Source organism: Sorangium sp. So ce1036 (assembly GCF_051369805.1).
GTDB classification, from domain to species: domain Bacteria; phylum Myxococcota_A; class Polyangia; order Polyangiales; family Polyangiaceae; genus Sorangium; species Sorangium cellulosum_F.
The window spans coordinates 2097797-2120291 of the sequence record NZ_JBBMOX010000001.1 but is presented as its reverse complement, the minus strand read 5'-3'; the positions used below and the strand labels follow the sequence as shown (position 1 = coordinate 2120291).

Genomic DNA, 22495 nt, shown 5'->3' with positions numbered 1-22495 from the left:
AGGGAGACAGTCTGCTCCCGTGCCAGCCAGGATCCGGCAACAGATCGAGCACCACCGCGCCCTGAGGGCCGTGTGGAGCGTCATCGTCAGCCTGGATCGTCACAACGCGCCGCGGGCCGCGAGCGCGATGGCCTTCGACGCGTTCCTCAGCCTCATCCCCCTCGCCGCCTTCGCCGGCTACGTGCTCAGCCGGAGCTACCAGCGGTCGGAGGTGATCGTCGGCCCGATCCTGCAGGCCGTGCCCCCGGAGGTCGCGGCGCTCGTCTCGGAGGAGCTCATCCGGCTCGCGCAGTCGTCCGCGGTCGCCCCGATCAGCCTCACCGGTTTCCTCTGGCTCACGTCCTCCGGGCTCTCGACCGCCATGGGCGTGTTCGACACCATCTACAACATCCGCGAGCGCCCCTGGTACGTGCGCAGGGCCATCGCGGCGGCGTGCGTCGTGGCCAGCCTGGCCGTGGTGCCCGTCGTGGCCGGCGTGGGCGTGCTCATCGGCTCGCTCTCGGGCTCGCTCGGCGCCCGCGTCGTCGCCTTCGCCCTCCCCGCAGGACTCGTCATTTGCATGGTCGCCGCGTTCTTCCGGATCTCGATCCAGCGCCCGAACATCGAGCGCCGCCGGATCTTCCCGGGCGCGGTGCTCACGGTGGTGCTCTGGGCGATCGTGTCGACCCTCTTCTCCCTCTACGTCGCCACGCTCGGCCGCTACGCCACGTTCTACGGGAGCCTCGCGACCGTCGCGACCTTCCTCTTCTGGCTGTGGCTGCAGGCGCTGGCCCTGCTCATCGGGGGCGAGCTGAACGCGCGCCTCGAGCGCGAGCGGGACGGGGTGATGTCGATCCCGCCCCCAGGCAAATGGAGCCCGCTCTCGCTCGCCGATCTGCCCGAGCCCTCCCCGCCCACCCGGCGCTCCCCGCCCCCCGCGAGCCCCCTGCTGCTCCCGAGCGCGCCGCCCCTCCCGAGCACACCGCTGCTCCCGAGCGCCACGTCCCCCACGAGCACCCCGTCCTCCACGAGCACCCCGTCCTCCACAAACACCCCGTCCTCCACAAGCACCCCGTCCTCCACAAGCACCCCGTCCTCCACAAGCACCCCGTCCCCCACGAGCACCCCGTCCCCCACGAGCACCCCGTCCCCCACGAGCGCCATCCCGCCCTCGATCACCCCGCTGCCCCCGAGCGCCACGCCGCGCCCGAGCGCCACGCTCCCCCGCCGCGCCGCGGCGCGGCTCGGTGACGACGAGGGCGCGGACGAGGACGAGGAGCGCGGCGCCCCGGGCTCGGCGCCAGAGCAGCGGGTCGCAGGATAGGCGCGCAACGGCGACCGCGCGCTGAAGGACGGACGATCGTCGCACGACCGCTCGGCTCGGCACGGGCAGTGAAAGCTCCGTCGCTCGTTCGCCGCTCGGCGGCTCACCCGGCGCGCATTCGCACGGTGGGTGCGCGCGCTTCGCGCAGAGAGATGTCGAGGGCGGGCGTGAGGGGGAGCGGTCGAGCGTGCACGCGCACTACGGAGCGGGAGGGGACGGGGGTGGCAGCCGACACCCCACGCCTTCTCCAGGAGATGCCGGGCTGTACTTCCTCGGGCCGCTGCACGAGCTGGTCGCCGTCGGCCTGCACCGCCCGGCGCTGGAGGCGCTGTGCGCGGGACAGCGCGACCTCGAGGAGCCGCCGATCGACCGCGCCTACCTGCTCAAGATCCTCGACGAGGAGATCTCCAGGCAGTTCGGCCAACCGCTCCGGCCGCTCGTCGAGCTCGTGCTCAACGCCGCCGACGCCGCCCGCGCCCCGCAGCCGGTCGTCGAGGTCACCGTCGCCGACGGGCGGGTCGACGTCTGCGATACGGGCGCCGGCATGGGGCTCCGGGCAATCCTCTCACGGCTGCTCATCCCGTTCGCGACAGATAAGCGGCCCGGGATCGATCTCGGGCGGTTCGGGGTCGGGTTCTTCTCCGTGCTCGGCTTCGGGCTCGCGCACCCGGAGAGCTTCAGCCTACAGCTCACCACCGGCGACGGCGTCGAGGGGTGGGCGATCCGCGTCGTGGCCTGGTCCGGCGACGACGAGGCCTGCGCCGCGGACGAGCCGGCCGCAGAGGAGCCCGGGCGCGCCCGCGGCCGCGCGTCGGTCGAGCTCACCTCCGCGCTGATGTGCTCCGTGCGCCGCATCGCGCCGTTGCTCGGCACGCGCGTGCGCGTCACGTCGGCGCAGCTCGAGGCGATCGCGGTCCGCGCGTACCTGCGCGACGCGCTGCACTTCTTCCCGGCGAGCCGCGCCCTCGTGCTGCTCGACGGCGCCGCCTTGAACGACGGCCGGCTGATCTCGGGAGGACAGCTCATCGAGGAGCCGATCGCGCACCGCGCCGGCCGGGCCCCCGGAAGCGCGCGCGGCCCGGTCGGCGAAGCGCGCGGCGGTCCGGTCGGCGAGGCGCGCGGCGGTCCGGTCGGCGAGGCGCGCGGCGGTCCGGTCGGCGAGGCGCGCGGCGGTCCGGTCGGCGAGGCGCGCGGCGACGGGCTCCTCGCGCGGTTCCACCTCGGCGGGCGAGGGCTGCTCCCGAGCATCTCGGCGGCCACGTTCCACGCCGGGGTCAAGGTCGACGCGTGCCTCGCCCTTGCGGAGCTCGCGCTCATCGATTTCCCCGGCGTGGTGGAGCTGACCGAGGGGCGCGACGCGCTCAAGGTCGGCCCGGAGTTCACCGAGGTTGCGGCGGCCTTCCACCGGCGGCTGATCCAGCTCGCCGTGGCGCGCGGCGAGGGCCGCCGCGCGCGCGACCGGCTCGCCGAGGTGGCCGCGCAGATCAGCGCGCTGATGCTGCAATCGGCCGGCTGGGACGAGGTGGCCAAGGACGTCGCCGCTGCCCTGCTCGGCCCGGGGCGCTGCATGGTGACGGCCGAGCGGCGCGAGGCGCTGCTCGGGTTCCTCGGGCCGAGCGTGGCCGAGCGGCTGTTCGTGCCGGAGAGCTTCTGGGCCGAGCGCGAGTGGCAGCCCCACCTGCCCGGCGAGCGCGAGCTCCTCGAGGAGGAGCTCGACTTCGATCCGCCGGAGACGCTCTCGACGCTCGCGCGGCGCCGGGCCGACCTCGCGGGCATCCCCCTGCTCCTCGCCCGCGCGCCGAACCCGCACACGACCCTGGTCGCCCTCTGCCGGAGCCGGCCGCTGCCGGGCGCCGCCGGGAGCGCGGCGGCGGCGCGCGGGATCCCGGGCGCGCTCCCGCTCCCCCGCGTCGCGGAGCGGCGGCCGGCCGGCCCGCTGCCGTGCCTCGGGACGCGCCGCCTCCTGCTCATCCGCGACGACAGCGCGGCCGTCCGGCGCCCCGCGGGCTGGAGCGACTGGTACGCCCTGCGCGCCGCCTTCGATCGGGCCTCCGGGGTGCGCGAGGCCGATCTCGAGCGCGATCTCATCGTCGGCGAGCCGGTGGACGACGCGGCAAGCGCCGCGCTGGGGGCCGGCATCTGGACGTCCGGAGGCGAGCCATGAGCCAGATCTCGTACGGGCTTTTCTCGGAGCTGCTCCTCGTGCGGATTCACGGGCGCGCCGAGGCGTACCTCCAGGCGAGCGGCGCCGCGCGGAGCGCGATCGTCGCCGCCTGCCGCAGCGAGGCCACGGTGCCGGACCTCGCGCAGCGGATCCTCTCGCGCACCATCTACGCGCAGGCGTCGTCGCGCGTCGGTCCGCTCCGCGAGCTCCTCCAGAACGCGCTCGACGCCTCGCCGCCCGGCGCCCGCATCGACGTCCGCTCGAGCGAGGACGGGCGCGAGATCTCGGTCACCGATCACGGCCGCGGCATGACCCGGACCGAGCTCCTCACCGACCTGCTCGTCCCGTTCCGGAGCGGCAAGGCGGGCGAGCCCGACGCGATCGGCGAGCACGGGATCGGCTTCTTCTCGGCGCTGGAGATCGCGCCCTGGATCGAGGTGGTCACCGCGACGGCGACCGACGGGCACCGGCTGCTCGTGGCGCCGCTCGGGGCGGGGCCGCGCTACGAGGACTTCTCGTGGACCCTGCTGCCGCTGCCCCGCCTGCCCCCCGCGCCCGCCCCGGCGCTCGCCGGCGACGGGCGCGCGCGCGGCCCCGCGCCGCAGCGCCGCAGCGCGACGGGCACCTCGGTGCGGCTGTCGCTCGCGCAGCGGGTCTCGCGGCCGGCGCTCGCCGCGGAGGTCGCCGCGGCGGTGGGGCTGGTCGATCCGAACGTCGCGCGGATCTACGTCGACGGCGCGCTCGTCAACACGGCGCGGGGGCGCCTCCGGCGCGCGGCGGAGGTGCCGATCGCGCTCTCGCCGTCGGGCGAGGTCCTGGGCGCCCTCGAGCTCCTCGTCGGCCGCGGCGACGGCATCGAGCCGCAGCTCACCATCACCCAGAAGGGGCTCACGGTCGCGACGCGGATCGATCCCTTCCCCGGCCCCGAGCTCGGGCTGCACCGCGAGATCGCGCGGGCGATCACCGCGGCCGGCTTCGGCCTGGTCGCGGAGCTGCCGATCGGCGTGCCGCTGAACAAGGGCCGCTCGGCGGTCGCGGCGACCGCGGCCGCGGCGGTCGAGGCGGCGATCGTCGCCGCCTTCGAGCGGTTCATCCTGCGCGACGCGCTCTACGATCGCGAGCTGCTGCGCGCGGTGGATCACCGGCTCTCGTCGGTGCTCGACCGGCTCGTCGCCGCGGCGCTGCTCGGCGAGAGCATCACGATAGCGTCGGCCCAGCGGGTGGACGAGCTCGACCCTGCCGCGCGCACGCCCACGGTGGCGGCCCCCGAGCAGGTCATCCGGTTCGCGAGCGGGCTGCTCGACGCGCCGCTCTTCCGGTCGATCGTGGTCGACGCCGGCGGCCAGCGGGCACAGGCGGGCGCCGCGGGGGCCGCGCCGCCGACGCGGCCGGGCCAGCTCCAGTGGAGGAGCGTGCCGCTCACGCTGCGCGAGCTCCTGGAGGCCCACCGGGCGGGGGTGCTCCGGCCGCTCGAGGGCGCTCCGTTCCAGGAGGCGCGGCGCACCGCGCGCTGGCACCCGGGCGCCCCCCACCCCGCGCGCGAGGCCGCCTTCGGACGGGAGGCGCCGTTCGCGCGGCCCGGGGAGCTCGTGTACCTCGCCATCGACGAGCCGCTCGCGCAGGCGTTCTGGCGGCGGCTCGTGACCGAGGGCGCGTCCGCGCAGCCCCTCGCGGCCGCCGCGGCCGGGGCCGCGCGCGCGTCGGGGGCGGCGTGCCCGATGCCTCGCACCTCGCGCGAGGTGCTCCTCAAGCTCGCGGCCGACGTGCCCGGCGTGCGCGCGGTCGTCGCGGCCATGACGGTGCTCGAGCGGCTCGACGCGGCGATCTCGGAGGCCGCGGACCTGCCGACGTCGCCGATCTGGGTGCACCAGGACCTCTACGGCCCCGACGAGATGGCGCACACGGACGGGAGCGGCATCAGCGTGAACCTCGCCTCGGCGCGGGTGCGGGCGCTGCTCACCGCGGTGCTCGTGCGCGACGACGCGATCGCCTTCAGCGCGCTCATCGACCTCCTGCTCCACGAGAAGACGCACGTGTCGCTGGCGAGCTACGTCCCGCGCCCGACGGCCGAGCACGGGACGAGCTTCTACCGGCGCAAGGACTGGATGCGAAGGCGGCTGCTCTCGGCGATCGCGAGCGGCGCGGTGATGGACCCGATGCGGTGGCTCGCGGTCGCGCGGCGGGGGCTCGGGAGCGCGGCGCTGCCGGCGCCGGCAGAGCTGTCACGGGTGCTGCTGTCCGGCGCCGCTGCGGCCTGAGGACCGGACGGACAACCTGACCCGGACAACCTGACCCAGGTTGGACAAGCCGGACAACCTGACCCAGGTTGAACAAGCAGTGAGCACCCGACCCAGGTTGCCTGCGCTGAGCACCCGACCCAGGTCGCTGAGCACCCGACCCAGGTTGCCTGCACCGCCGACCCAGGTTGCCTGCGCCGACCCAGGTTGATCGCGCCGCGCCGCGATCCGCGTCGCAATCCCGGTTGGCTGCACTGTATCGCGGGTTGGGGCAGCGCCACACGCCGGCCCAGCATGGCGGAAGCTGGCAGAAGCCGGCGGCCGCCACCCACAGGCCGAGGCAACTCCTTGAAATGATTCACGCCACTCCACGGCGCGGCGCTTGTCTATGTGCTCCGACCATGAGCCAGCCTCGCGAGATCGCTCCAGGCGCCACCTACCTGGTCACCCGGCGCGTTCTGCGCCGACACCTCCTCTTTCGCCCCGATGCGGCCATCAACCAGCTCATGCTCTACGTCCTTGCTGTCTCGGCCCGCCGCTACGACGTCGAGGTTCATGCCTTCTGCATGATGTCGACGCATCTGCACCTCGTCGTGACCGATGTGCATGGCGTCCTGCCGCGATTTTTGCAGTTCTTCCATCGCATCGTCGCGCTCGGCACCAAGGTGTTGCGGAAGTGGGAGGGGCCGGTATGGGACCATGAAGCCACGAGTGTGGTACGGCTGCTGACGCAGGCGGCGGTGGTGGAGAAGATCGCCTACGTCCTCGTGAACCCTGTGGCCGCTGGCCTCGTCCGGCATGCGAGCGAATGGCCGGGCGCCAGGGTGGACGTGGGTGAGATCGGCCGTGGCGTGCTGCACGCGGCGCGTCCCTCGGTATATCTCGATCCAAAAAATCCGCAGTGGATCGAGGAAGCAATGCTCCCACTCGCGCTTCCGCCGGGCATCGACCAGGACAACGCGGACGGCTTTCGCCATCAGGTCGCCGCTGAGGTCGAGCGACAGGAAGCGCTGGCCCATGCGGAGGCGGAGCGGCAAGGGCTTGGTTTCCTGGGCGCCGATCGAGCCAGCGAGATCCCCCCCTATGAGCGGGTCACGAGCTTCGAGGTGTTGCGCAAGTGTAATCCGACGTTCGCAGTCGGCCGTGAGCAGGGTGACGCGCGGCGAACCGCTGCGGCTGCTGTGCGGGCGTTTCGCGCCTCGTACCGCGCGGCGCTGGAACGATGGCGTGCCGGCGTGCGCAGCGCCCTGTTCCCGGCGGGGACGTGGTGGATGCGTACGTTTCACGGCGCCAGCGTGAACGACGTGGTGCTCTCGACGTAGAACCGCTCACCGGAGCGTGAGCGAGACGGGCAGTGGCGAGCGACAGCTTCGGCGTGTCGTCGTGAGGTTGTGCGTTCGCAGAAGTAGGAGCAGGCGACAGAGCCTCCACACAGCATTGAGCGAATGGGCACGCATGCGTCGTGCCGCGCTGAGCATGGGCGACGAGGCGCGGAGACCGGGTCGCTGGAGGTTGTCAGGGCCGACTGGGGCCGTTCCATACCGACGGGCGAGCCGCGGTCGATGGCTCATCGTAGGTCGGGTCGGCCGGAGTCGACCTGGTTCGGCCGGAATCAGCCTGGGTCGGGTCGGCCGGGCCGGCCGAGGTCAACCTGGGTCGGCCGAGGTCAACCTGGGTCGGGTCGGAACCCGGCCAACCCGGGTCGGGTCGGCCAACCCGGGTCGGGTCGGCAAGGTCAACCTGGGTCGGGTCGGAACCCGAGTCGGCCAACCCGGATCGGGTCGGCATCAGTTCACTTCGGCGTGAGACCAGGCGAAGTCGCCGACCAGACGCAGATAGTATCCGCCGTCGCAGGCGGGGGGATAGCTCGAGGGCGACACCCACGTGTTCAGGACGCTGACTCCGTTGAGCTCGACCGTCGTCATGTTCCACGATTGCAGGTTCGAGCTCGCAGCATCGAAGAACACGCAGGTATCGACGGGACCGTCGCTCACATAAGGGAGGGTCACGTGCGCCGCCGACTCGCAGCCCGCGGGTACGCAGGTGGAGCACACCCCGCAGTCCGCTTCACAGGACTGGCAGCTCTCGAGCGCAGAGCACGTGCTGTCGCCGCAGCTCCCGGGGTTGGCCGCCACCAGAGGCGCCGCCGTGGCGAGATCCGGCAACGGGCCGATCTTGCGGCTGAGCTGATCTTGCTGCGGCTTCCCGGTATTCACGAGCAGATCGCGCACCTGTTGCGGCGTGAGCGGCCCTGACGCTTGCCGCGCGACGCCCTGCAGCACGGCCACCGCGCCGCTCACGATCGCGGAGGCGCTCGACGTTCCGGAGAACGTCGCGGTGTAACGGTCCCGCTCGCCCAGCGTCCCACTGTAGAGCTGGCCGTCGCCTCCCGTCGTGACCACGTTCTGTCCCCAGGCATGGACGTCCACGCGGTCGCCGCTGTTGCTGGAGCAGTTCGGGCCGCGTGAGGTCGACAGGCTCGCGCCCACCATCAAGGCGCCGGAGTCCCGGACGGCCCGGTCGAAGGCCCCACCGTACGTCGGGTGGTCCAGATCCACCGAGCCGTTGCCAGCCGCCTCGACCACCATGATCCCGTTGGCCGTCGCCGTCTGGATCGCGTCGAACGAGGCCTGGAAGAACTCCATGGGAACGTAGTTGCACTGGGTGGTGTTGCAGCTGCACGTGGTCGTGCTCGGGCCGCGAGAATGCACCTCGATGAGCACGACGTCGCCGGCCGTGAGCTGCGCGGCAGCCAGCGCGATCGCGGGCCCGACGTCGATGCCCACCCAGCTCGCGTAGCCGATGCCCGCGAGCGGCGCGACGCCGGTCACGCCGAAGCCGTTCTCCTGCCCGACCAGGACGCCAGCCACGGCGGTGCCGTGGTCCGCGCCGCCAGGGCTCGGCGCGGGCGCGTAGAAGAACGGCGCCGGGAGGTCCTCGTGATCGGGGACCCAGTATCGCTCCACGTCGATGATTCGAACGTCCTCGCCACGGCCGCCCGGGAGCAAACGCGCCTCGGCCACCCCCATGCCGTTCTCGTCGCTCTCCACGTAACCTTGCATGGACGTGAAATCCGGCGTGCTCGCGTCCAGGGCCACGACGCCGGCGCTCGCCTCCGGGGCCGCGGTCGCGGGCTCGGGCTTCGGCTGCACGTAGGCGATCTCCACGCTGGGGTGGGCGTTCAGCGCCTCCACCAGCTCGACCAGCGCGCTCCGCGGGCCTCCCGACCAGGGGGCGTCGAAATAGAGCGACAGATCCGCGAGCCGCCTCGAGCTCCGCTGCTCGCCGCTCGCCTTGAGCGACGCGAGCCGCGCCTCGGGCAGCGGAAACAAGGACTTGAGGCCCATCGATCGCTTCGCGAGGAGCGCGGTGACGCTGCCCAGATCACGCGACAGCTGATCGGCGTCGAGGCCGCTCGCAGCGCTCGAGAGATCGCCGATACCAGGGCTGCTCAGCGTCGAGCCGCGAAGCTGAACCCCTGTCCCTTCGTGGAACTTGATCACGACGCGGACGTCGGAGACGTCCTCCGGGATCCACGCGGACGCTCGCGACTTGTCCGGAACCGCCCGCAGGCCTCGAGCCGGCGCGCTGGCCGGGCTCCCGGCGACCATGGGCTGCGACACCCCGGCGACCGGCTCCGCATCGCCGCAGCCCAGGGCGCCGGCCGAGATCCCCAGCAGCAGCGCGTGCAGGGCGCGACGCAAAGAAACATGACGAGACACGATGTTGGAGTGCTTGGTTTGATTGACTGGCATCACGGCATCAAAAGCAAGGGTGGACGATTTCCTGTTCGAGGGCGAACAGAGGACCGCCGCGCCTGTCCTCGGCAGCGTTGAGTCTCGGGCTCAAGGAGCCTTCGGAGACAGAGGGGCCTTCGAATACGAACAAAGCAGGGTCCGGGCGCGCGTCTGGGCGTCACCCTGGCATCACGGACACCTGCGCCGCGCCCTGCTGGATGCTGCCGAGGCGCTCGCGACGTTCGGAGCAGACTTGTCATGGCGATCGGGCGCTGTCAAGCGACCGGATGCCAGCATCCGCTTCATACTTCTTGACATTTCACGAGCAGCGCGGGGGTCACTCGCCCATCTTCTCCTCGTACTTCGCCGCGATGTCGTGCTCGCACAGGAACTCGATGGTCACGCCGATCTTCGAGAGCGCAGCGCGCCACCCCCACCACTTGCTGTCGAAGGACTGCAAGATCGGCGGGTGCTCGGCGTGCGCGGCGGCCACGGCGAGGAATTTTCGATCCGAGCGATCATAGACGATGCCCCCCGGCGGCCTCGGCAGCTCGACGAAATCCTCCTCGTCGTCCGGCGTGATCGGCACGCGCGTGACCTTCTCGCCGCCCCACTCGTGCGTGAGCAGCCACTTGAGGAAGGCGTCCCCCGGTCCGGGCTGGCCCCTGGCGCTCAGGTTGGCGCGGTACTCCGCGACGATCCGCCCGCCGTCATCGATGAAGACGTGCCCCCTCGCCATCACGGCCTGAAGCGCCCTGGCGCTCGCCACGGTGCAGGCCGCGGACACGCCCGGGTTCGCGCCGTTGGCGGTCATCGTCACGTTCGTGTCGACCACGCAGCGCAGAGGCACCCGGGTCACGAGGATCTCCCCTTCCGCATTCGCCTGGCCTGAGCCTCCGTCCGGGCGACGAGATCGTCCATCTCGTCCCCGAAGAAGCCGTCCGGCCAGTTCCGGATGTTGCCGTAGTCGTCGACGTCCAGCTCCTCGATCCGGGCGCTCGCGTCCTCGGTATGGACGAAGTAGAGCGCGGCGTCGTCCTTCGAGAGCTCCTCCTCGGCGATGCGCCGCTGGAGGCGCCGCAGGAAGTGCTCGGAGTGGCTCTCGACGATGAGCTGGCAGTCGCGCGCCTCGCCGTCCTCGCGGGCGCGGATCGCGTCGATGAACAGGTCGGCCAGCTCGGCCTGCACGCGCGGGTGCAGGTGCATCTCGGGTTGCTCGAAGATCACGATCGAGCGCCGGGGCACGTAGAAGCACTCGACGATCACCGGCAGCACGTGGCTCACGCCGAAGCCCACGTCCGAGAGCTTCACCTCCGGGCGCCTCGCGCCCGTCCGCACGAGGACCTCGTACTCCTTGCGGTGCTCCCCCAGCGCCTTGACCTGGAACTCGTGGATCAGCCCCATGCTCCGCAGCCGCTCCGCCACGGCCTGCGCGAGGGGCATCGGCCTCTGCCTCCCCTCCCAGTGGAAGGCCCGGTCGCCGGCGGCGAGGATCGCCTCGATCGCGCGCTCGCCGCGGGCTCCGACGTGCTCCGGGATCTCGCCGGACCAGAGGTGGTGCCGCCTCGGGACCTCGCGGAACGGCCCGACGTAGAACACGCCCTCCAGCAACCGCTCGAGCTCCAGCGCGAGGTCGGCCGTGAAGGCGGCGTTCTGGTAATACGCGGCGACCTCGTCGGGGAAGCCGTAGAAGCGAACGGGCGCGGGCAGCGCCGAGGCGTGGCCCTCGCGGCGCGCCAGCGCATAGCGAGAAGACGAGAGATCGAACTCGGCCTTCCTGCGGCGCTGCCTGGCCCCGGACCGCTCCGTGACGGCGAGATCGAGGACCCCGGCCCCACCCCTCCGCAGCTCGTAGCGGAAGGACTCGGTCCAGGGTTGATGCCTCTCGTCCGCGACGAGGCGCGCCCCGAACTCGAGCTCATCGCCCGCGTACGCCGCGCCCGAGAGCGGGTCGCGGATCTCGAGCGGCCGCTCCAGCGACCACCGGAGCGTGAACTCGACCGGCCGCGAGACGTCGTGTCCGTGCACCGTGTCTTCGTACGTGCCGACCTCCACGAGGCCCCGGCCGTCGCCGAGCTGCAGCGCGCGCTGCCGGTCCGGAGACTCGGCCGTCTGCTTCAGCAGCAAGAGCAGCTGCGGGACGCTCGTCTTGCCGGCGCTGTTGGTGCCGAAGAGCACGGTCAGCGGAGCCAGCCGGATGTCCCCCGAGTCCTGCCAGGCCTTGAAGTTCCTGAGTCGCAGCTTGGTCAGCATCTCCGTCTCCCGCTCGAACAGCCGCTGCTGGAGACCGGCCGGCCTCGGCGCGCCTGGCTCCGGCCCCGTCGCCCGGTCGTCGCCGCGCCGCGCTGCCCTCTCGTGGGGAGGAAGGGAAAGCAAAGCGCTTCGATGATGTCAACGGCGAACCGCCTCGTTCACCTCGGGAGGACAGGGCCGGAATGATCACGCGCTGGCCGGACGACCGGTCGAGGGCCCAGCGGCTCGGGGGGCCCGCGCGGGCGTCATGATCTCGCTGACACGCCGGCACAGCTCGGCACAGGCGCCGGGGGGAGCGGCATCGAAGGGCCGAGCGCTGGACGGGACGGGAGCGCTTCAGCGGGAGACGAGATCCTTCATCCAGGGCACGTCGCTGGCCATCGCCTCCTGGAGCACGCCGGCCCACTCCTGGTCGGTCATGCGCTCGAAGTTGTCGGTGATCTTCTGGAAGTACGACGAGGCGAGCCCCACGAACGCGCGCGGCGTGCCGCAGGGGTCGGCCGTCACGACCATGAGCCGCGGCAGGCCGGTGCCCACGTGCAGCACGCGGCCCACCGGCGCGCCGCCCTCGTCGGTCGGCTGCGTATGCACGTCGGCGATCGTCGGGTCCTGCTCCACGGCCTTCGACCGGTCGAAGAAGAGCTGCGCGTACCAGCCGTCGGCGCCCACGGGAGAGCCGCAGCCGTGCTGGATCCGGACGGCCTGGTTGATGAAATCGAGGTGCTCCTGCGTGAGGGGCACGCCGGCGCGCTCGTTCTCGGCCATCTCGCCGAGCGTCCGCGCGATGTCGTGGAGCTGCGAGAAGTACGAGAGCAGCCGCTCCTCGAAGTTCCTCGGCGCCCCCGACAGATCGAGCGCGCCGACGATCTCGCCGCCGTGCTCGGCCAGCTCCGCGATGCGCGCGAAGAACGCCGGGTACGGGTCGACGTACGCGTCAGGGAACTCGCAGGTGGCGCCGCTCGTGTACGACTGCTTGGCGTAGAGCAGCGTGTCGTGGCGGAGCTCGGCCCAGGAGGCGAGCTGGGTGTTCAGCAGGCGCCGGCCCCACGCCTCGGTCTTCGCCACGCCGGGCAGCCCCTCGCCGTCGCCGAGCGCCCGCGCCGGCGACAGCTCCCTGAGCGCGCCGAGCCAGCGGTTGTAGAGGTTCTTGCCCCAGAAGTCCGCGGGGTGCGCGTCGACGAGCACGCGCATCATGTGCAGGTCGGGCGCGTAGGAGAACCGCCCGAGCTCGGGCGCGAGGAGCTGGCCCGCCTGGTCGTTGCCCATCGCGGCGAACGCCGCGTCGAGCGGGCTCGGCATCATGCGCTTCACAGAGCCGCCCTGCACCCGGTCGTAGACCACGTTCGAGAAGACGTGCGAGTCGACCACGTACCGCTGGCCGAGCAGCGCGAAGCTCGACGAGAGGGGCAAGGTGCCCTGGCCCAGCCCGTTGATCATGATGTGGCTCGAGATCCGCTGCGTGCCGTGCCCCCCCTTCACGATGGCCTCGGCGATCCGCGCGTCCGGGACGCCGGCCAGGCCGGCGGCGTCGGAGAGCTCGAGGTCGGCGAGCAGGTCGTCGAGCTCCGGCAAGGTCATGTAGTCGCTCTCGCCGACGAAGGCCTGGATCGTGTCGTCGATGCGCTTGTAGCGCGCGACGGTGTCGGCCTCGGCGAGGGCGCGCAGCGCGTACGCGCCCTCGATCTGCCGCCGCTGGAGGACCTGGGAGCCGTCCGGCCGGGTCTCGAGGAAGCGGAAATCCACGCGGCCGAGCCACATCATGCTGCGGAAGTAGCGCTCGAGCTCGGGATGCATCTCGTCGACGTAGTGACCGCGGGGCTCAAACTGCGAGAAGTCCATGAGCCGCTCGGCGCCGAAGAGCTCCACCTCGGCCATGCCCTGGTGGGCCTCGGCGCCCGCGACGAGCGCCGCGATCTCCTCGGCGCTCGCGCCCGCGACCGGGGCGACGGGCTTGCCCTCGAGCAGCGCGAGCGCCACGGCCGTGAACAGGTCCGCGTCCACGCGCGCCTGGTCGCCGAGCGCGCCGGCGGCGCCCGCGGCGAGCCGCGCGCGCATGTCCTTCAGCATCTTGCCGAGCTCGGGCACGAGCGAGACGACCTCCACCTCCTTCAGGATCGCGTCGTACGAGCTGTGGACCGCGTGCAGGATGGAGTCCGCGGACACGTAGAGCGGCAGGTCGAGCGCGTAGATGCTCGCGTAGCCGTAGACGAAGGTCGGGAAGCGGTGGCTGTCCGCGATGACGAAGCCCTTCTCGGAGAGCGTCGCGAGCTCGGCCTCGCCGAGGGCGAGCGCGGTGCCCTGGAGGAGCGCGAGGCCCTCGGCGTCCGCCGGCGCGTAGGACAGGCCCGACGAGAAGGAGACGGCGTACTTCGAGGCGAAATCTTCGGCCGACATGCTCGCCGAGGCGTCGCGCTCCTCGAGCAGCGCGGCGAGCTCCGCCTGCTGCTCGGGCGCGAGCGGCGTGGTCGGCCCGGGCTCGGACGGCGTGGTCGGCCCGGGCTCGGACGGCGTGGTCGGCCCGGGCTCGGACGGCGTGGTCGGCCCGGGCTCGGACGGCGTGGTCGGTTCCTCTGTGCCCGAGACGCCATGCCCGGGCTGGCGCGCGTCGCCAGCACAGCCGGCGGCGAGGGTGGCGAGGAGCGTGACGATGGGAAAGTGAAGAAGCAGGTTGCGCATCGGGTTCCCCTTCCAGAGAACGCCCCGGACCCCGGGGCGACGGCGGTGCTGTGGGCAAAGATGGTGCCGCAGGCGGGGATGCCGGACCTGTCCCCTGCGACAGGGTGAGACAGCCCTGCTCCGGCCGGACCTGTAATGAGGCGCACCGGCGCGAACGACGCAGGCTTCATGATGCGCGCAACATCCCCCTTCGCCAGCGCACGAGGGCTCCTGCGCGCTCAGCCGATCTCCCGGCGATTCGGCTCGTCGGCCCCTCAGTTTCTGCCAGTTTCCGCGATCTGCGCGCCGGACCGGCCGATCGCGCAGGCGACGCATTCCGTTTCGACATGGCCAATTGCCAGCGCCTCTCGCGCTGTCAGCGGACCGGGCCAATGGGACGTGCCGTCGCGCGGAGGGGCGTGACGTCGGCGCGCGAGGTGGCTACAAGGGGCGCGGAGGTCACTGCCATGTCCATCACGTTCTACTACTCTCCGCAGTCCAGCGCCGGGCGCATCCGCGTGTCGCTCGCCGAGCTCGACGTTCCCCACGAGATCATCCGGGTCGACCTGCGCGCCGGCGACCAGAAGAAGCCGGACTTCCTCGCCCTCAACCCCAATGGCAAGGTGCCAGCCCTCGTGATCGACGGCACCCCGATGTTCGAGTCGGTGGCGATCCAGATCGCCCTCGGCGAGCGCTACGGCGTCGAGAAGGGTCTGTGGCCGGCCCCCGGCTCGCCCGAGCGGCTCATGGCCCTGACCTGGCTCGTCTGGGGCCAGGTCAGCCTCACCGGCGCCCTGTTCCACTACATGGCGAACACGAGCGAGTATTTCCCCAAGGAGATGCACAACGAGAAGCAAGCCGAGCAGGCCCTGACCGAGGTGCGCGACCTGCTCCGCATCCTCGACAGCCGCCTCGACGGCCGCCCGTACCTCACCGGCGAGCGCTGTACCCTGGCGGATCTCGACCTCGCGTCCGTGCTCGGCTGGGGCCTGCCGGCGGCCAAGATCGACTCCTCCGAGCAGAAGAACGTGCAGGGCTGGCTCGGCCGCATCATGGAACGCCCGGCCGTCAAGGCGGCGATGGTCGAGACCTGAGCCCGGGGGCGCCCCGCTCGCCGAGCGGGCGAGGCGCCCCCGCCTCTGCACCGCCTGCGCGGCCAGGACTGACGGTCCTCCACGCTGTCGGCGCGCTGCCGGGCACCGCGCCCGGGTGTCCTTGCGCGCGGCCGACACATGCTAGAACTCGGCCGCAATGACGGTCCTCCAGGTCGCCGACCTCAGCTTCGGTTACGGCGCCGACAAGCTGTTCCAGGGCATCACCTTTTCGCTGGAGCACGGCCAGCGCGCCGCGCTCGTCGCGCCGAACGGCGCGGGCAAGTCGACCCTGCTCCGCCTGGTCGCCCGGGAGCTCGTCCCGGACACGGGCTCGGTCGTGATCCGCAAGGGGGTTCGGGTCGCCTACTTCCGGCAGTCGCACGAGCTCCACGCCGCGGGCACGGTGCTCGACGCCTTCCTCTCCGGGTTCTCCGAGGTGCTCGAGCTGCGCCACGCCCTCACCGCGGCGCAGCACGCCGCCGCGAGCGGCAGCGAGGCCGATCTCGCCCGCCTGAGCGACCTCACGGACCGCTACCACATCGCGGGCGGCGACGACCTCGAGCGCCGCGTCGAGATCATCGCGGCCCACCTCGGGTTCAGGCCCGCGGACATGGACCGCCCCGTCTCGAGCCTGTCGGGCGGCGAGCGCGGCCGCCTGCAGCTCGGCGTCGTGCTCGCGATCGAGCCCGACCTCTTGCTGCTCGACGAGCCGACGAACCACCTCGACATCGAGACCATCACCTGGCTCGAGAAGCACCTCGCGGGCCTCGCCGGCGCGCTGCTCTGCGTCTCGCACGACCGCGCCTTCCTCGACGCCGTCTGCCCGAGCACGATGGAGCTGGGGCACCGGAGCTTCCGGGTCTACCCGCTCAGGTACAGCGACTACGCGGTCGCGCGCGAGGAGGACCTCGCCCGGGAGCGGGAGCTCGCCGAGCGGCAGGAGGCGTTCGTCGCGAAGACCGAGGAGTTCATCCGGCGCAACATCGCCGGCCAGAAGACGAAGCAGGCGCAGAGCCGGCGCAAGATGCTGGAGAAGCTCGATACCGTCGAGCGCCCCGAGGACGTGTGGGCGACGGCCGAGCGGGTCCGCTTCCGGTTCGCGCCCGCCCCGCGCAGCGGGGACATCGCGCTCGACGCGCGCGGCCTCGGCGCCTCCCGCGGCGGGCGCGCGCTGTTCTCCGGGGTCGATCTCCTGCTCCGGCGCGGCGACCGCGTGGGCGTCGTGGGGCCGAACGGGTCGGGCAAGTCGACGCTGCTCAAGCTGCTCGCCGGCGCGGGCGCGCCCGAGGACCAGGGCGAGGTGCGGCGCGGGACGAACCTGTGCCAGGGCTATTTCGACCAGCACCTCGGCTCGCTCGACCCGGCCCGGACCGCGGTCGAGGAGATCCGCAGCGTCCGGGCCGACATGAACGTCGACGCGACCCGCCAGTACCTCTCGCGCTTCCGGTTCTACGGCGACGACGCGCTCCGGAAGGTCCAGGGCTTCTCGGGCGGCGAGCGGAGCCGGCTCGCGCTCGCGAAGCTGCTGCTCGAGCCGCGCAACCTGCTCTTCCTCGACGAGCCCACGAACCACCTCGACATCCCGGCGGCCGAGATCCTCGAAGAGGCGCTCACGGGCTTCGAGGGCACGGTGGTGCTCGTGTCGCACGACCGGCGGTTCCTGGAGGGGGTGACGACCCGCATCGTGGCGGTGCGCGACGGGCAGGTGGACGTCTATCCCGGCGGCTTCCGCGACTACCGCGACCACCTGGAGAAGCTCGCGGCCGACGCCGCGCGCGAGGAGGAAGCGGCGCGCGCTCCGGCGCAGGGCGCGCGGGGCGGGCGCGGCGCGGCGCCCGCGGCGGCGCCGCGCGACGAGGCCCGGGCCGCGGCGGGCGACCGGAGCGGCAAGCCTGCGCGCGCGGTGCGCCGGAGCGGCTCGACGATGCCGCCGACGGGCGACGCGGGCGACGCGGCGGCGCGCCGGCGGGCGTTCGAGAGCGACAAGGCGGCGGCCCGGGCGGCGGAGCGCAAGCGCAAGCGGGTGAAGGAGCTCGAGGCGGAGATCGCCGCGGGCGAGTCGCAGCTTGCGGTGATGCGGGAGGAGCTGAAGAAGGATCCCGGTGGCGACTGGGCGAAGCTCGCGGAGGCGGCGCGCAAGGAGCAGGCGCTCGCGAAGCGCGTGGACGAGGCGATGGCCGAGTGGATGGCGCTGAGCGAGGAGCTCGGGGCGTCGGCGACGGCGGGGGGCGGGGCGTGACCCGCGCGGCGGCGGGCGGCGGGCGGCGGGGCGCGGCGGGCGGGGCGCGGGCGGCCCGCGCCCGCCTCGCCGCGCTCCTGCTCGCGCTGCTCGCCGCGGCGCCGGCGGTGGGCTGCACGGAGAAGGGCGACGACGGCACCACGCCGAAGCCGGCGTCGGCCGAGCTGCCGCCGCTGGAGCTGCGCGACGACACGGCGAACCTGATGCTCACGTGGATCGACGAGAAGGGCGACACCCATGTCGAGCTCCGCCCCGCCGATGTTCCGCCCGAGGGCCGCTCGCTCGTGCGCGCCATGCTCTCGGACCGGACGGAGGGCACGCGCGACGTCTTCTACATCGCGGATCTGACGCAGAGGCGCCCGGACGGGACGTATGCGGTCCGGACGATGCCGCGGCGGGCGTGGGAGTCGCTGCTGGAGAAGCGGCGCGCGGAGCACCTCGCGAAGACGGCGCCCCCGCCCGCGGCGCCGGGCCCCGGCGGCTCGGCCGGCGCCGGCGCGTCCGGCGCCCCGAGCCAGCTCGCCGGCCTGACGGTGATCATCTACGGCGCCTCGTGGTGCAAGCCGTGCCACCAGGCCGCGGACTACCTGCGCGCGAAGGGCGTCGCCGCGATCGTCAAGGACATCGAGGAAGACCCGGCCGCGGCCGCGGAGATGCAGGACAAGCTCGCGAAGAGCCACCAGCGCGGCGGGAGCATCCCGATCATCGACGTGCGCGGGCAGATCCTCGTGGGGTTCAGCCCGGCGGCGATCGACGCGGCGCTCGCGCGGGCGGCGCGCGGCGCGACGCTCTGACGCGGAGGCCTCTGCATTTTACCTCTTGCCGCGCGTGACGAAGGCTGTGCCTGCCCCCCTCGCTGCGATCGTGCTGCTTACCGCCGTCACGATCATGACCGGGGCCCACGTGCCCACCGTTGGCGACATGGGTGAGCTCCCGTCGGCGCTCCCCTCCTTCCATGTTCCTGCGGTCCCCTTCACGCTCGCGACCCTCCGCATCATTGCTCCCTACGCGCTCGCGATGGCCATGGTGGGGCTGATCGAGTCGCTGCTCACCGCGGCGGTCATCGACGAGATGACCGACACGCCGAGCTGCAAGCACAGCGAAGCTCACGGGCAAGGCTTCGCGAACATCCTGACCGGCCTCTTCGGGGGCATGGCGGGCTGCGCGATGATCGGGCAGTCGGTGATCAACGTGCGATCAGGAGGGCGGGGACGCCTCTCCACCCTGCTCGCCGGCGTCTTCCTCCTCTTCTTTGTCGTCGTCCTCGGCGACTGGGTTGCACGCATTCCGACCGGTGCGCTGGTCGCGGTCATGATCACCGTGTCGATCGGGACGTTCGACTGGAGGTCTCTCGGTCGGCTGCGGGTGATGCCGCTGAGCGAGACCATCGTGATGGTCTCCACCGTGGCGACGGTCGTCCTCACCCACGACCTGTCCATCGGTGTGCTGGTCGGCGTGCTCCTGAGCGCAGTGTTCTTCGCGCGTAGCGTCGGGAAGCTCGTGTCCATCGAGCGCACGGTGTCGCTCGATGGCCGGCGGGTCTACGTCGTGCGTGGCGAGCTCTTCTTCGTGTCGGTCGAGCAGTTCGTCGCTGCGTTCGACTACCGGGAGACGGTAAGGGAGACCGAGATTGACCTCACTCACGCTCACGTCTGGGACGCCTCGGCCGTCGCGGCGGTGGATCGCGTCGTCCTCAGGCTGCGGAGCCAGGGGGCACACGTCCGTCTGTCTGGTCTGAACGAGGCGAGCACGGCGTTGCTGGGACGACTTGCGATCTACGATCGGCCGGACGCCGTCCTCGCGAGAGGACACTGAGGCGAGGTCGGCCACGGGGCGCGCTGGACGAGAGAGGTGAATCGGTATGGCGGCGATCTCCCGACGCGCGCGACGCTGCTACGCAGAAGGCCTCGGCGGCCTCACCAGAGGGGCTCGCGTGGACGTGCCAGCGTCGCGCGCGCAACGTCACGCCCGTCGCGAGCGCGACACTACGGTGGCGTCAGGGCCGCGATGGGAGCGCCCGGGCATGTGGCAGGATGCAACGCCGCCGCCGGCGCGCGATGCGCGCTCCCGTGCTGCAGGCTGGTTCCCCTCGCCATCGCCGCCGTGTGTACGGCATGGCTGGAACGTGTTCAAGAGCTACTGGACGCTACCCCGCGTGCTCGGCACTCTCCGGCGGACATGCGCATCGGTGAGCGGTTGCGGAGCGCGCGCCAGGCGAAAGGGATCTCACTGCGAGCGCTCGGCGAACGAACCGGCTTCTCGGCGAGCCTCGATCCGCTCGCGCTCCCCCTCGCGTCGTGGTCGATCTGGGCGCCATCCCACGGAGCGCCAGGTCGTCCCGGTTATAAGCTGAAGACCTCTCTCGCGCGCGCCACCATCTCCTGGTCAGCCCCGCGGCGCCTCGACTAGAGTAGCGAGCCCCCTCTCGGAGATCTCATGCGCAGCGTCCCCGGTGCGGCTCCCCTCCTCCTCCTCGCGGCGCTCGCCGCGTGCGACCAGGCCGCTCCCGCCTCGGAGACACCGCGTGAGCAGACAGCAGCCCTCTCGCCCGCGACGGCGCTGCCCCCGGTGATCTCGACCGTCGCCTGGCCCGCGGCCGCCTCGCTCGACCGGGGCGCGCTCGCGGCGCTGCCGAGGAAGGCAGCCCACATGGCCATGAAGTCCCAGGTGCCGGTGCTCGTGCCGCCCCGGCGCGAGCTGCTCGCCGCGCCGGTCATCGTGACCCGACAGCACTGGACCTCGTTCTGGGCGAGGACCGAGGAGCTCACCGTCTCGCTCATGATGACCCGGCTCTCTCGCAAACATCCCAGCATTCCGCCGCTGCGTGGGGCCCATTCCGTGCGCGGCAAGCCCGCGCTCGTCACGGTGAACGAGGGCATCTGGAGCGCTGCCTGGGCCGAGAACGGCGTCTCGTATGCGCTGGACGTCGAGTGTGCGTCGCCGGAGGCGCCGCCCTGCGCCTCGGACGCGCTCGTGCGCGAGCTCGCCGCGGAGCTCGTGTACGTCGGCGGCGCCGGCGCGAGCGCGGCGGGAGGCCCGCGGTGACCGCGCAGCGCCGCCTCCGCCGCCCTCGGCGCCTCCTCCTCTCTCGGCGCTTCCCCCTCCCTCCGCCCCTCCCCCGGTTCGCGGCGGCGACCTCGCTGGTCGCCACCGCCGCGCTCGCGCTCCAGCCGGGCGCGGCGGCGGCCGAGCCGTTCTCGTACCACCCGGCCGGCGATCTCGTGCCGGGCTCGGGACAGGGGCGCGCCGATGACGTCGTGTATGCGCCCGGCATGCGCTTTCCCCTCGAGGAGGGCCCCGCGTTCGCGAACTCCCAGGTGTACAGCAAGGGTGGGAGCAACGGTCCGCGAGGAGGGCAGTGCGACGCGGACAACTACGCGTATCCGTGGCGCGACAACTACTGCGAATCGCGATCGTGGGCGATGCCGCTCTGCCCGTCCGGCGCCGGACACCAGGGGCAGGACCTCCGGCCGCCGACCTGCGAGGCGGGGAAGCACTGGGTGGTCGCCGCGGCGGACGGCACCATCACGAACGTCGGCAGGTACTCGGTGTACCTGACCGGGGACGACGGGACTCGCTACGAGTACCTGCACATGTCCCATGTCCAGGTCGTGACGGGCCAGGACGTGTCGCGAGGGCAGCGCATCGGGCGGGTGTCCAACGTCTTCGGGAGCACGACGACGACGATTCACCTTCACTTCAACCTGCGGCAGTCCGTGAGCGGCGTCGGCATGGTCTACGTGCCGCCCTACGCGTCGCTCGTGGCGTCGTACCAGGCGCTGCTCAACAGGCCGCCCGAGGGCGCCCTGGAGTCGGCGGGCTGCGACGGGCTCCGCGGCTTCGCGCGGGATCCGGACGACGAGGGCGCGCCGGTGAGCGCGCGGCTCTACGTCGACGCCGAGGCGACGGACGAGGGCGCCCTGGGCCACACGCTCCTCGCGGACCGGCACCGCGACGACCTCTGCGCGCCGCTCGGCGCGTGCGCGCACGGCTTCGAGGCCCCGGTGCCGCTCAGCCTGCTCGGCGGCGAGCACGTGGTCCGCGCCTACGGGGTCGACACGCTGAGCGGCGCCGAGGCCGAGCTCGCGGGGAGCCCGAGGGAGCTCGCGTGCCCGCTCGCGCTGCCCGACGGCGTGCGGCGGCCCCTCGGCGACGCCGCGGCGCTCGAGGCCTGGGGGCTGTCGCGGTTCTGGGACGTGGCCCGCGCGGAGGACGCGGCGCTCGACGCGTTGCCCGAGGGCGACGCCTTCCCCGCGTCGCCCGAGCTCGTGCGCGGCGACGACGGCGCGCACGGGCTCTGGCTGATCGACGGGCCCGAGCGGCGCGCGGTGCCGGACGCCGCGGTGGCGGAGGCCTGGCGGCTCGATCCGGACGCGGCCGTGGTGTGGCCGGCCGGGAGGCTCGCCGCGATGCCGCCCGGGCCGGCGCTCCCGCCGCGACCGTTCCTTGCGCAGGGCTCCGGACCGGCGCTCTACGTGATCGACACGCCGCCGCACCGCGCGGGGAGCGGCGGCGAGGCGAGCGCCGCAGGCGGCGGAGGCACCGGCATCGGCGGCGCGGCCGGCGCAGCCGGCGTCGGCGTCGGGGGCGGCGGAGGCACCGGCATCGGCGGCGCGGCCGGCGTGGAGGATGGGCAAAACGACATCAACGGCGGCATCCACGGGCAGGTCCGCTGCGCGTACGGCGCGGCCGGCGCGGCCGGCGCCGGCGCGGGATGGCCGGGCGGCTGGCTCGTCGCGGTGGCGCTCGGCGCGGCGCTGCGGCGGCGCGCCCGCGCGGTCAGCCCCCGTGGTAAGGTCTGAGCTTGCGGTGT

At 72.7% G+C, this 22495-nt stretch carries 13 protein-coding genes and 1 pseudogene; 10 read left to right on the top strand and 4 right to left on the bottom strand.

All coding sequences use genetic code 11. The annotated features are described in order from the left end of the window. Positions 1–19: 19 nt before the first annotated feature. The 4 genes from WMF31_RS07980 (at position 20) to WMF31_RS07965 (ending at position 7026) form a co-directional block, all read left to right on the top strand. On the top strand, positions 20–1303 hold the full coding sequence (locus WMF31_RS07980; protein ID WP_436601359.1) for a YihY/virulence factor BrkB family protein: 1284 nt from the start codon (positions 20–22) through the stop codon (positions 1301–1303). A gap of 187 nt (positions 1304–1490) precedes the next feature. Beyond that, entirely contained in the window at positions 1491–3467 is a 1977-nt protein-coding gene (locus WMF31_RS07975; RefSeq protein WP_436601358.1) for an ATP-binding protein, read from the top strand. Further along, positions 3464–5725: an ATP-binding protein gene (locus WMF31_RS07970; protein WP_436601357.1), complete on the top strand. Its 2262-nt coding sequence runs from the start codon at positions 3464–3466 to the stop codon at positions 5723–5725. The genes WMF31_RS07975 and WMF31_RS07970 overlap by 4 nt, the downstream gene beginning before the upstream one ends. Before the next feature lie 380 nt (positions 5726–6105). Then, positions 6106–7026, top strand: a complete 921-nt coding sequence (locus WMF31_RS07965; RefSeq protein ID WP_436601356.1) for a transposase — start codon at positions 6106–6108, stop codon at positions 7024–7026. Positions 7027–7491: 465 nt separating this feature from the next. Here the strand turns inward: WMF31_RS07965 and WMF31_RS07960 are convergent, their stop codons facing one another. The 4 genes from WMF31_RS07960 to WMF31_RS07945 form a co-directional block, all read right to left on the bottom strand. Continuing rightward, on the bottom strand, positions 7492–9459 hold the full coding sequence (locus tag WMF31_RS07960; protein ID WP_436601355.1) for a S8 family serine peptidase: 1968 nt from the start codon (positions 9457–9459) through the stop codon (positions 7492–7494). Between the two features lie 319 nt (positions 9460–9778). After that, complete coding sequence (locus tag WMF31_RS07955; protein ID WP_436601354.1) at positions 9779–10300, bottom strand: hypothetical protein; 522 nt, start codon at positions 10298–10300, stop codon at positions 9779–9781. Then, positions 10297–11694: a DUF3696 domain-containing protein gene (locus tag WMF31_RS07950; protein WP_436601353.1), complete on the bottom strand. Its 1398-nt coding sequence runs from the start codon at positions 11692–11694 to the stop codon at positions 10297–10299. The genes WMF31_RS07955 and WMF31_RS07950 overlap by 4 nt, the downstream gene beginning before the upstream one ends. Positions 11695–12030: 336 nt before the next feature. Beyond that, positions 12031–14370 (bottom strand): DUF3160 domain-containing protein, encoded by a 2340-nt coding sequence (locus tag WMF31_RS07945; RefSeq protein WP_436601352.1) that lies wholly within the window; start codon positions 14368–14370, stop codon positions 12031–12033. Between the two features lie 446 nt (positions 14371–14816). On the opposite strand from WMF31_RS07945, the gene WMF31_RS07940 reads away from it, so the two are divergent. From WMF31_RS07940 to WMF31_RS07915, 6 genes and pseudogenes are all read left to right on the top strand, one after another. Next, positions 14817–15443: a glutathione S-transferase family protein gene (locus WMF31_RS07940; protein WP_436601351.1), complete on the top strand. Its 627-nt coding sequence runs from the start codon at positions 14817–14819 to the stop codon at positions 15441–15443. Between the two features lie 157 nt (positions 15444–15600). After that, entirely contained in the window at positions 15601–17682 is a 2082-nt protein-coding gene (locus tag WMF31_RS07935) for an ABC-F family ATP-binding cassette domain-containing protein (RefSeq protein WP_436601350.1), read from the top strand. Further along, entirely contained in the window at positions 17679–18476 is a 798-nt protein-coding gene (locus tag WMF31_RS07930; RefSeq protein ID WP_436601349.1) for a glutaredoxin domain-containing protein, read from the top strand. The genes WMF31_RS07935 and WMF31_RS07930 overlap by 4 nt, the downstream gene beginning before the upstream one ends. Before the next feature lie 19 nt (positions 18477–18495). Continuing rightward, positions 18496–19497 (top strand): annotated as a pseudogene (locus WMF31_RS07925) (SulP family inorganic anion transporter); the annotation flags it as partial. A gap of 621 nt (positions 19498–20118) precedes the next feature. Beyond that, positions 20119–20727, top strand: a complete 609-nt coding sequence (locus WMF31_RS07920) for a hypothetical protein (protein WP_436601348.1) — start codon at positions 20119–20121, stop codon at positions 20725–20727. Beyond that, positions 20724–22484: a M23 family metallopeptidase gene (locus tag WMF31_RS07915; protein ID WP_436601347.1), complete on the top strand. Its 1761-nt coding sequence runs from the start codon at positions 20724–20726 to the stop codon at positions 22482–22484. Before WMF31_RS07920 ends, WMF31_RS07915 begins: the two co-directional genes overlap by 4 nt. Positions 22485–22495 lie beyond the last annotated feature (11 nt).

What these genes read in the sequence shown, in the direction of transcription:
- WMF31_RS07945 (WP_436601352.1), bottom strand. Translation starts at nt 14,370, where the DNA reads ATGCGCAACCTGCTTCTTCACTTTCCCATCGTCACGCTCCTCGCCACC.
- WMF31_RS07940 (WP_436601351.1), top strand. Translation starts at nt 14,817, where the DNA reads ATGTCCATCACGTTCTACTACTCTCCGCAGTCCAGCGCCGGGCGCATC.
- WMF31_RS07965 (WP_436601356.1), top strand. Translation starts at nt 6,106, where the DNA reads ATGAGCCAGCCTCGCGAGATCGCTCCAGGCGCCACCTACCTGGTCACC.
- WMF31_RS07960 (WP_436601355.1), bottom strand. Translation starts at nt 9,459, where the DNA reads ATGCCAGTCAATCAAACCAAGCACTCCAACATCGTGTCTCGTCATGTT.
- WMF31_RS07950 (WP_436601353.1), bottom strand. Translation starts at nt 11,694, where the DNA reads ATGCTGACCAAGCTGCGACTCAGGAACTTCAAGGCCTGGCAGGACTCG.
- WMF31_RS07935 (WP_436601350.1), top strand. Translation starts at nt 15,601, where the DNA reads ATGACGGTCCTCCAGGTCGCCGACCTCAGCTTCGGTTACGGCGCCGAC.
- WMF31_RS07970 (WP_436601357.1), top strand. Translation starts at nt 3,464, where the DNA reads ATGAGCCAGATCTCGTACGGGCTTTTCTCGGAGCTGCTCCTCGTGCGG.
- WMF31_RS07920 (WP_436601348.1), top strand. Translation starts at nt 20,119, where the DNA reads ATGCGCAGCGTCCCCGGTGCGGCTCCCCTCCTCCTCCTCGCGGCGCTC.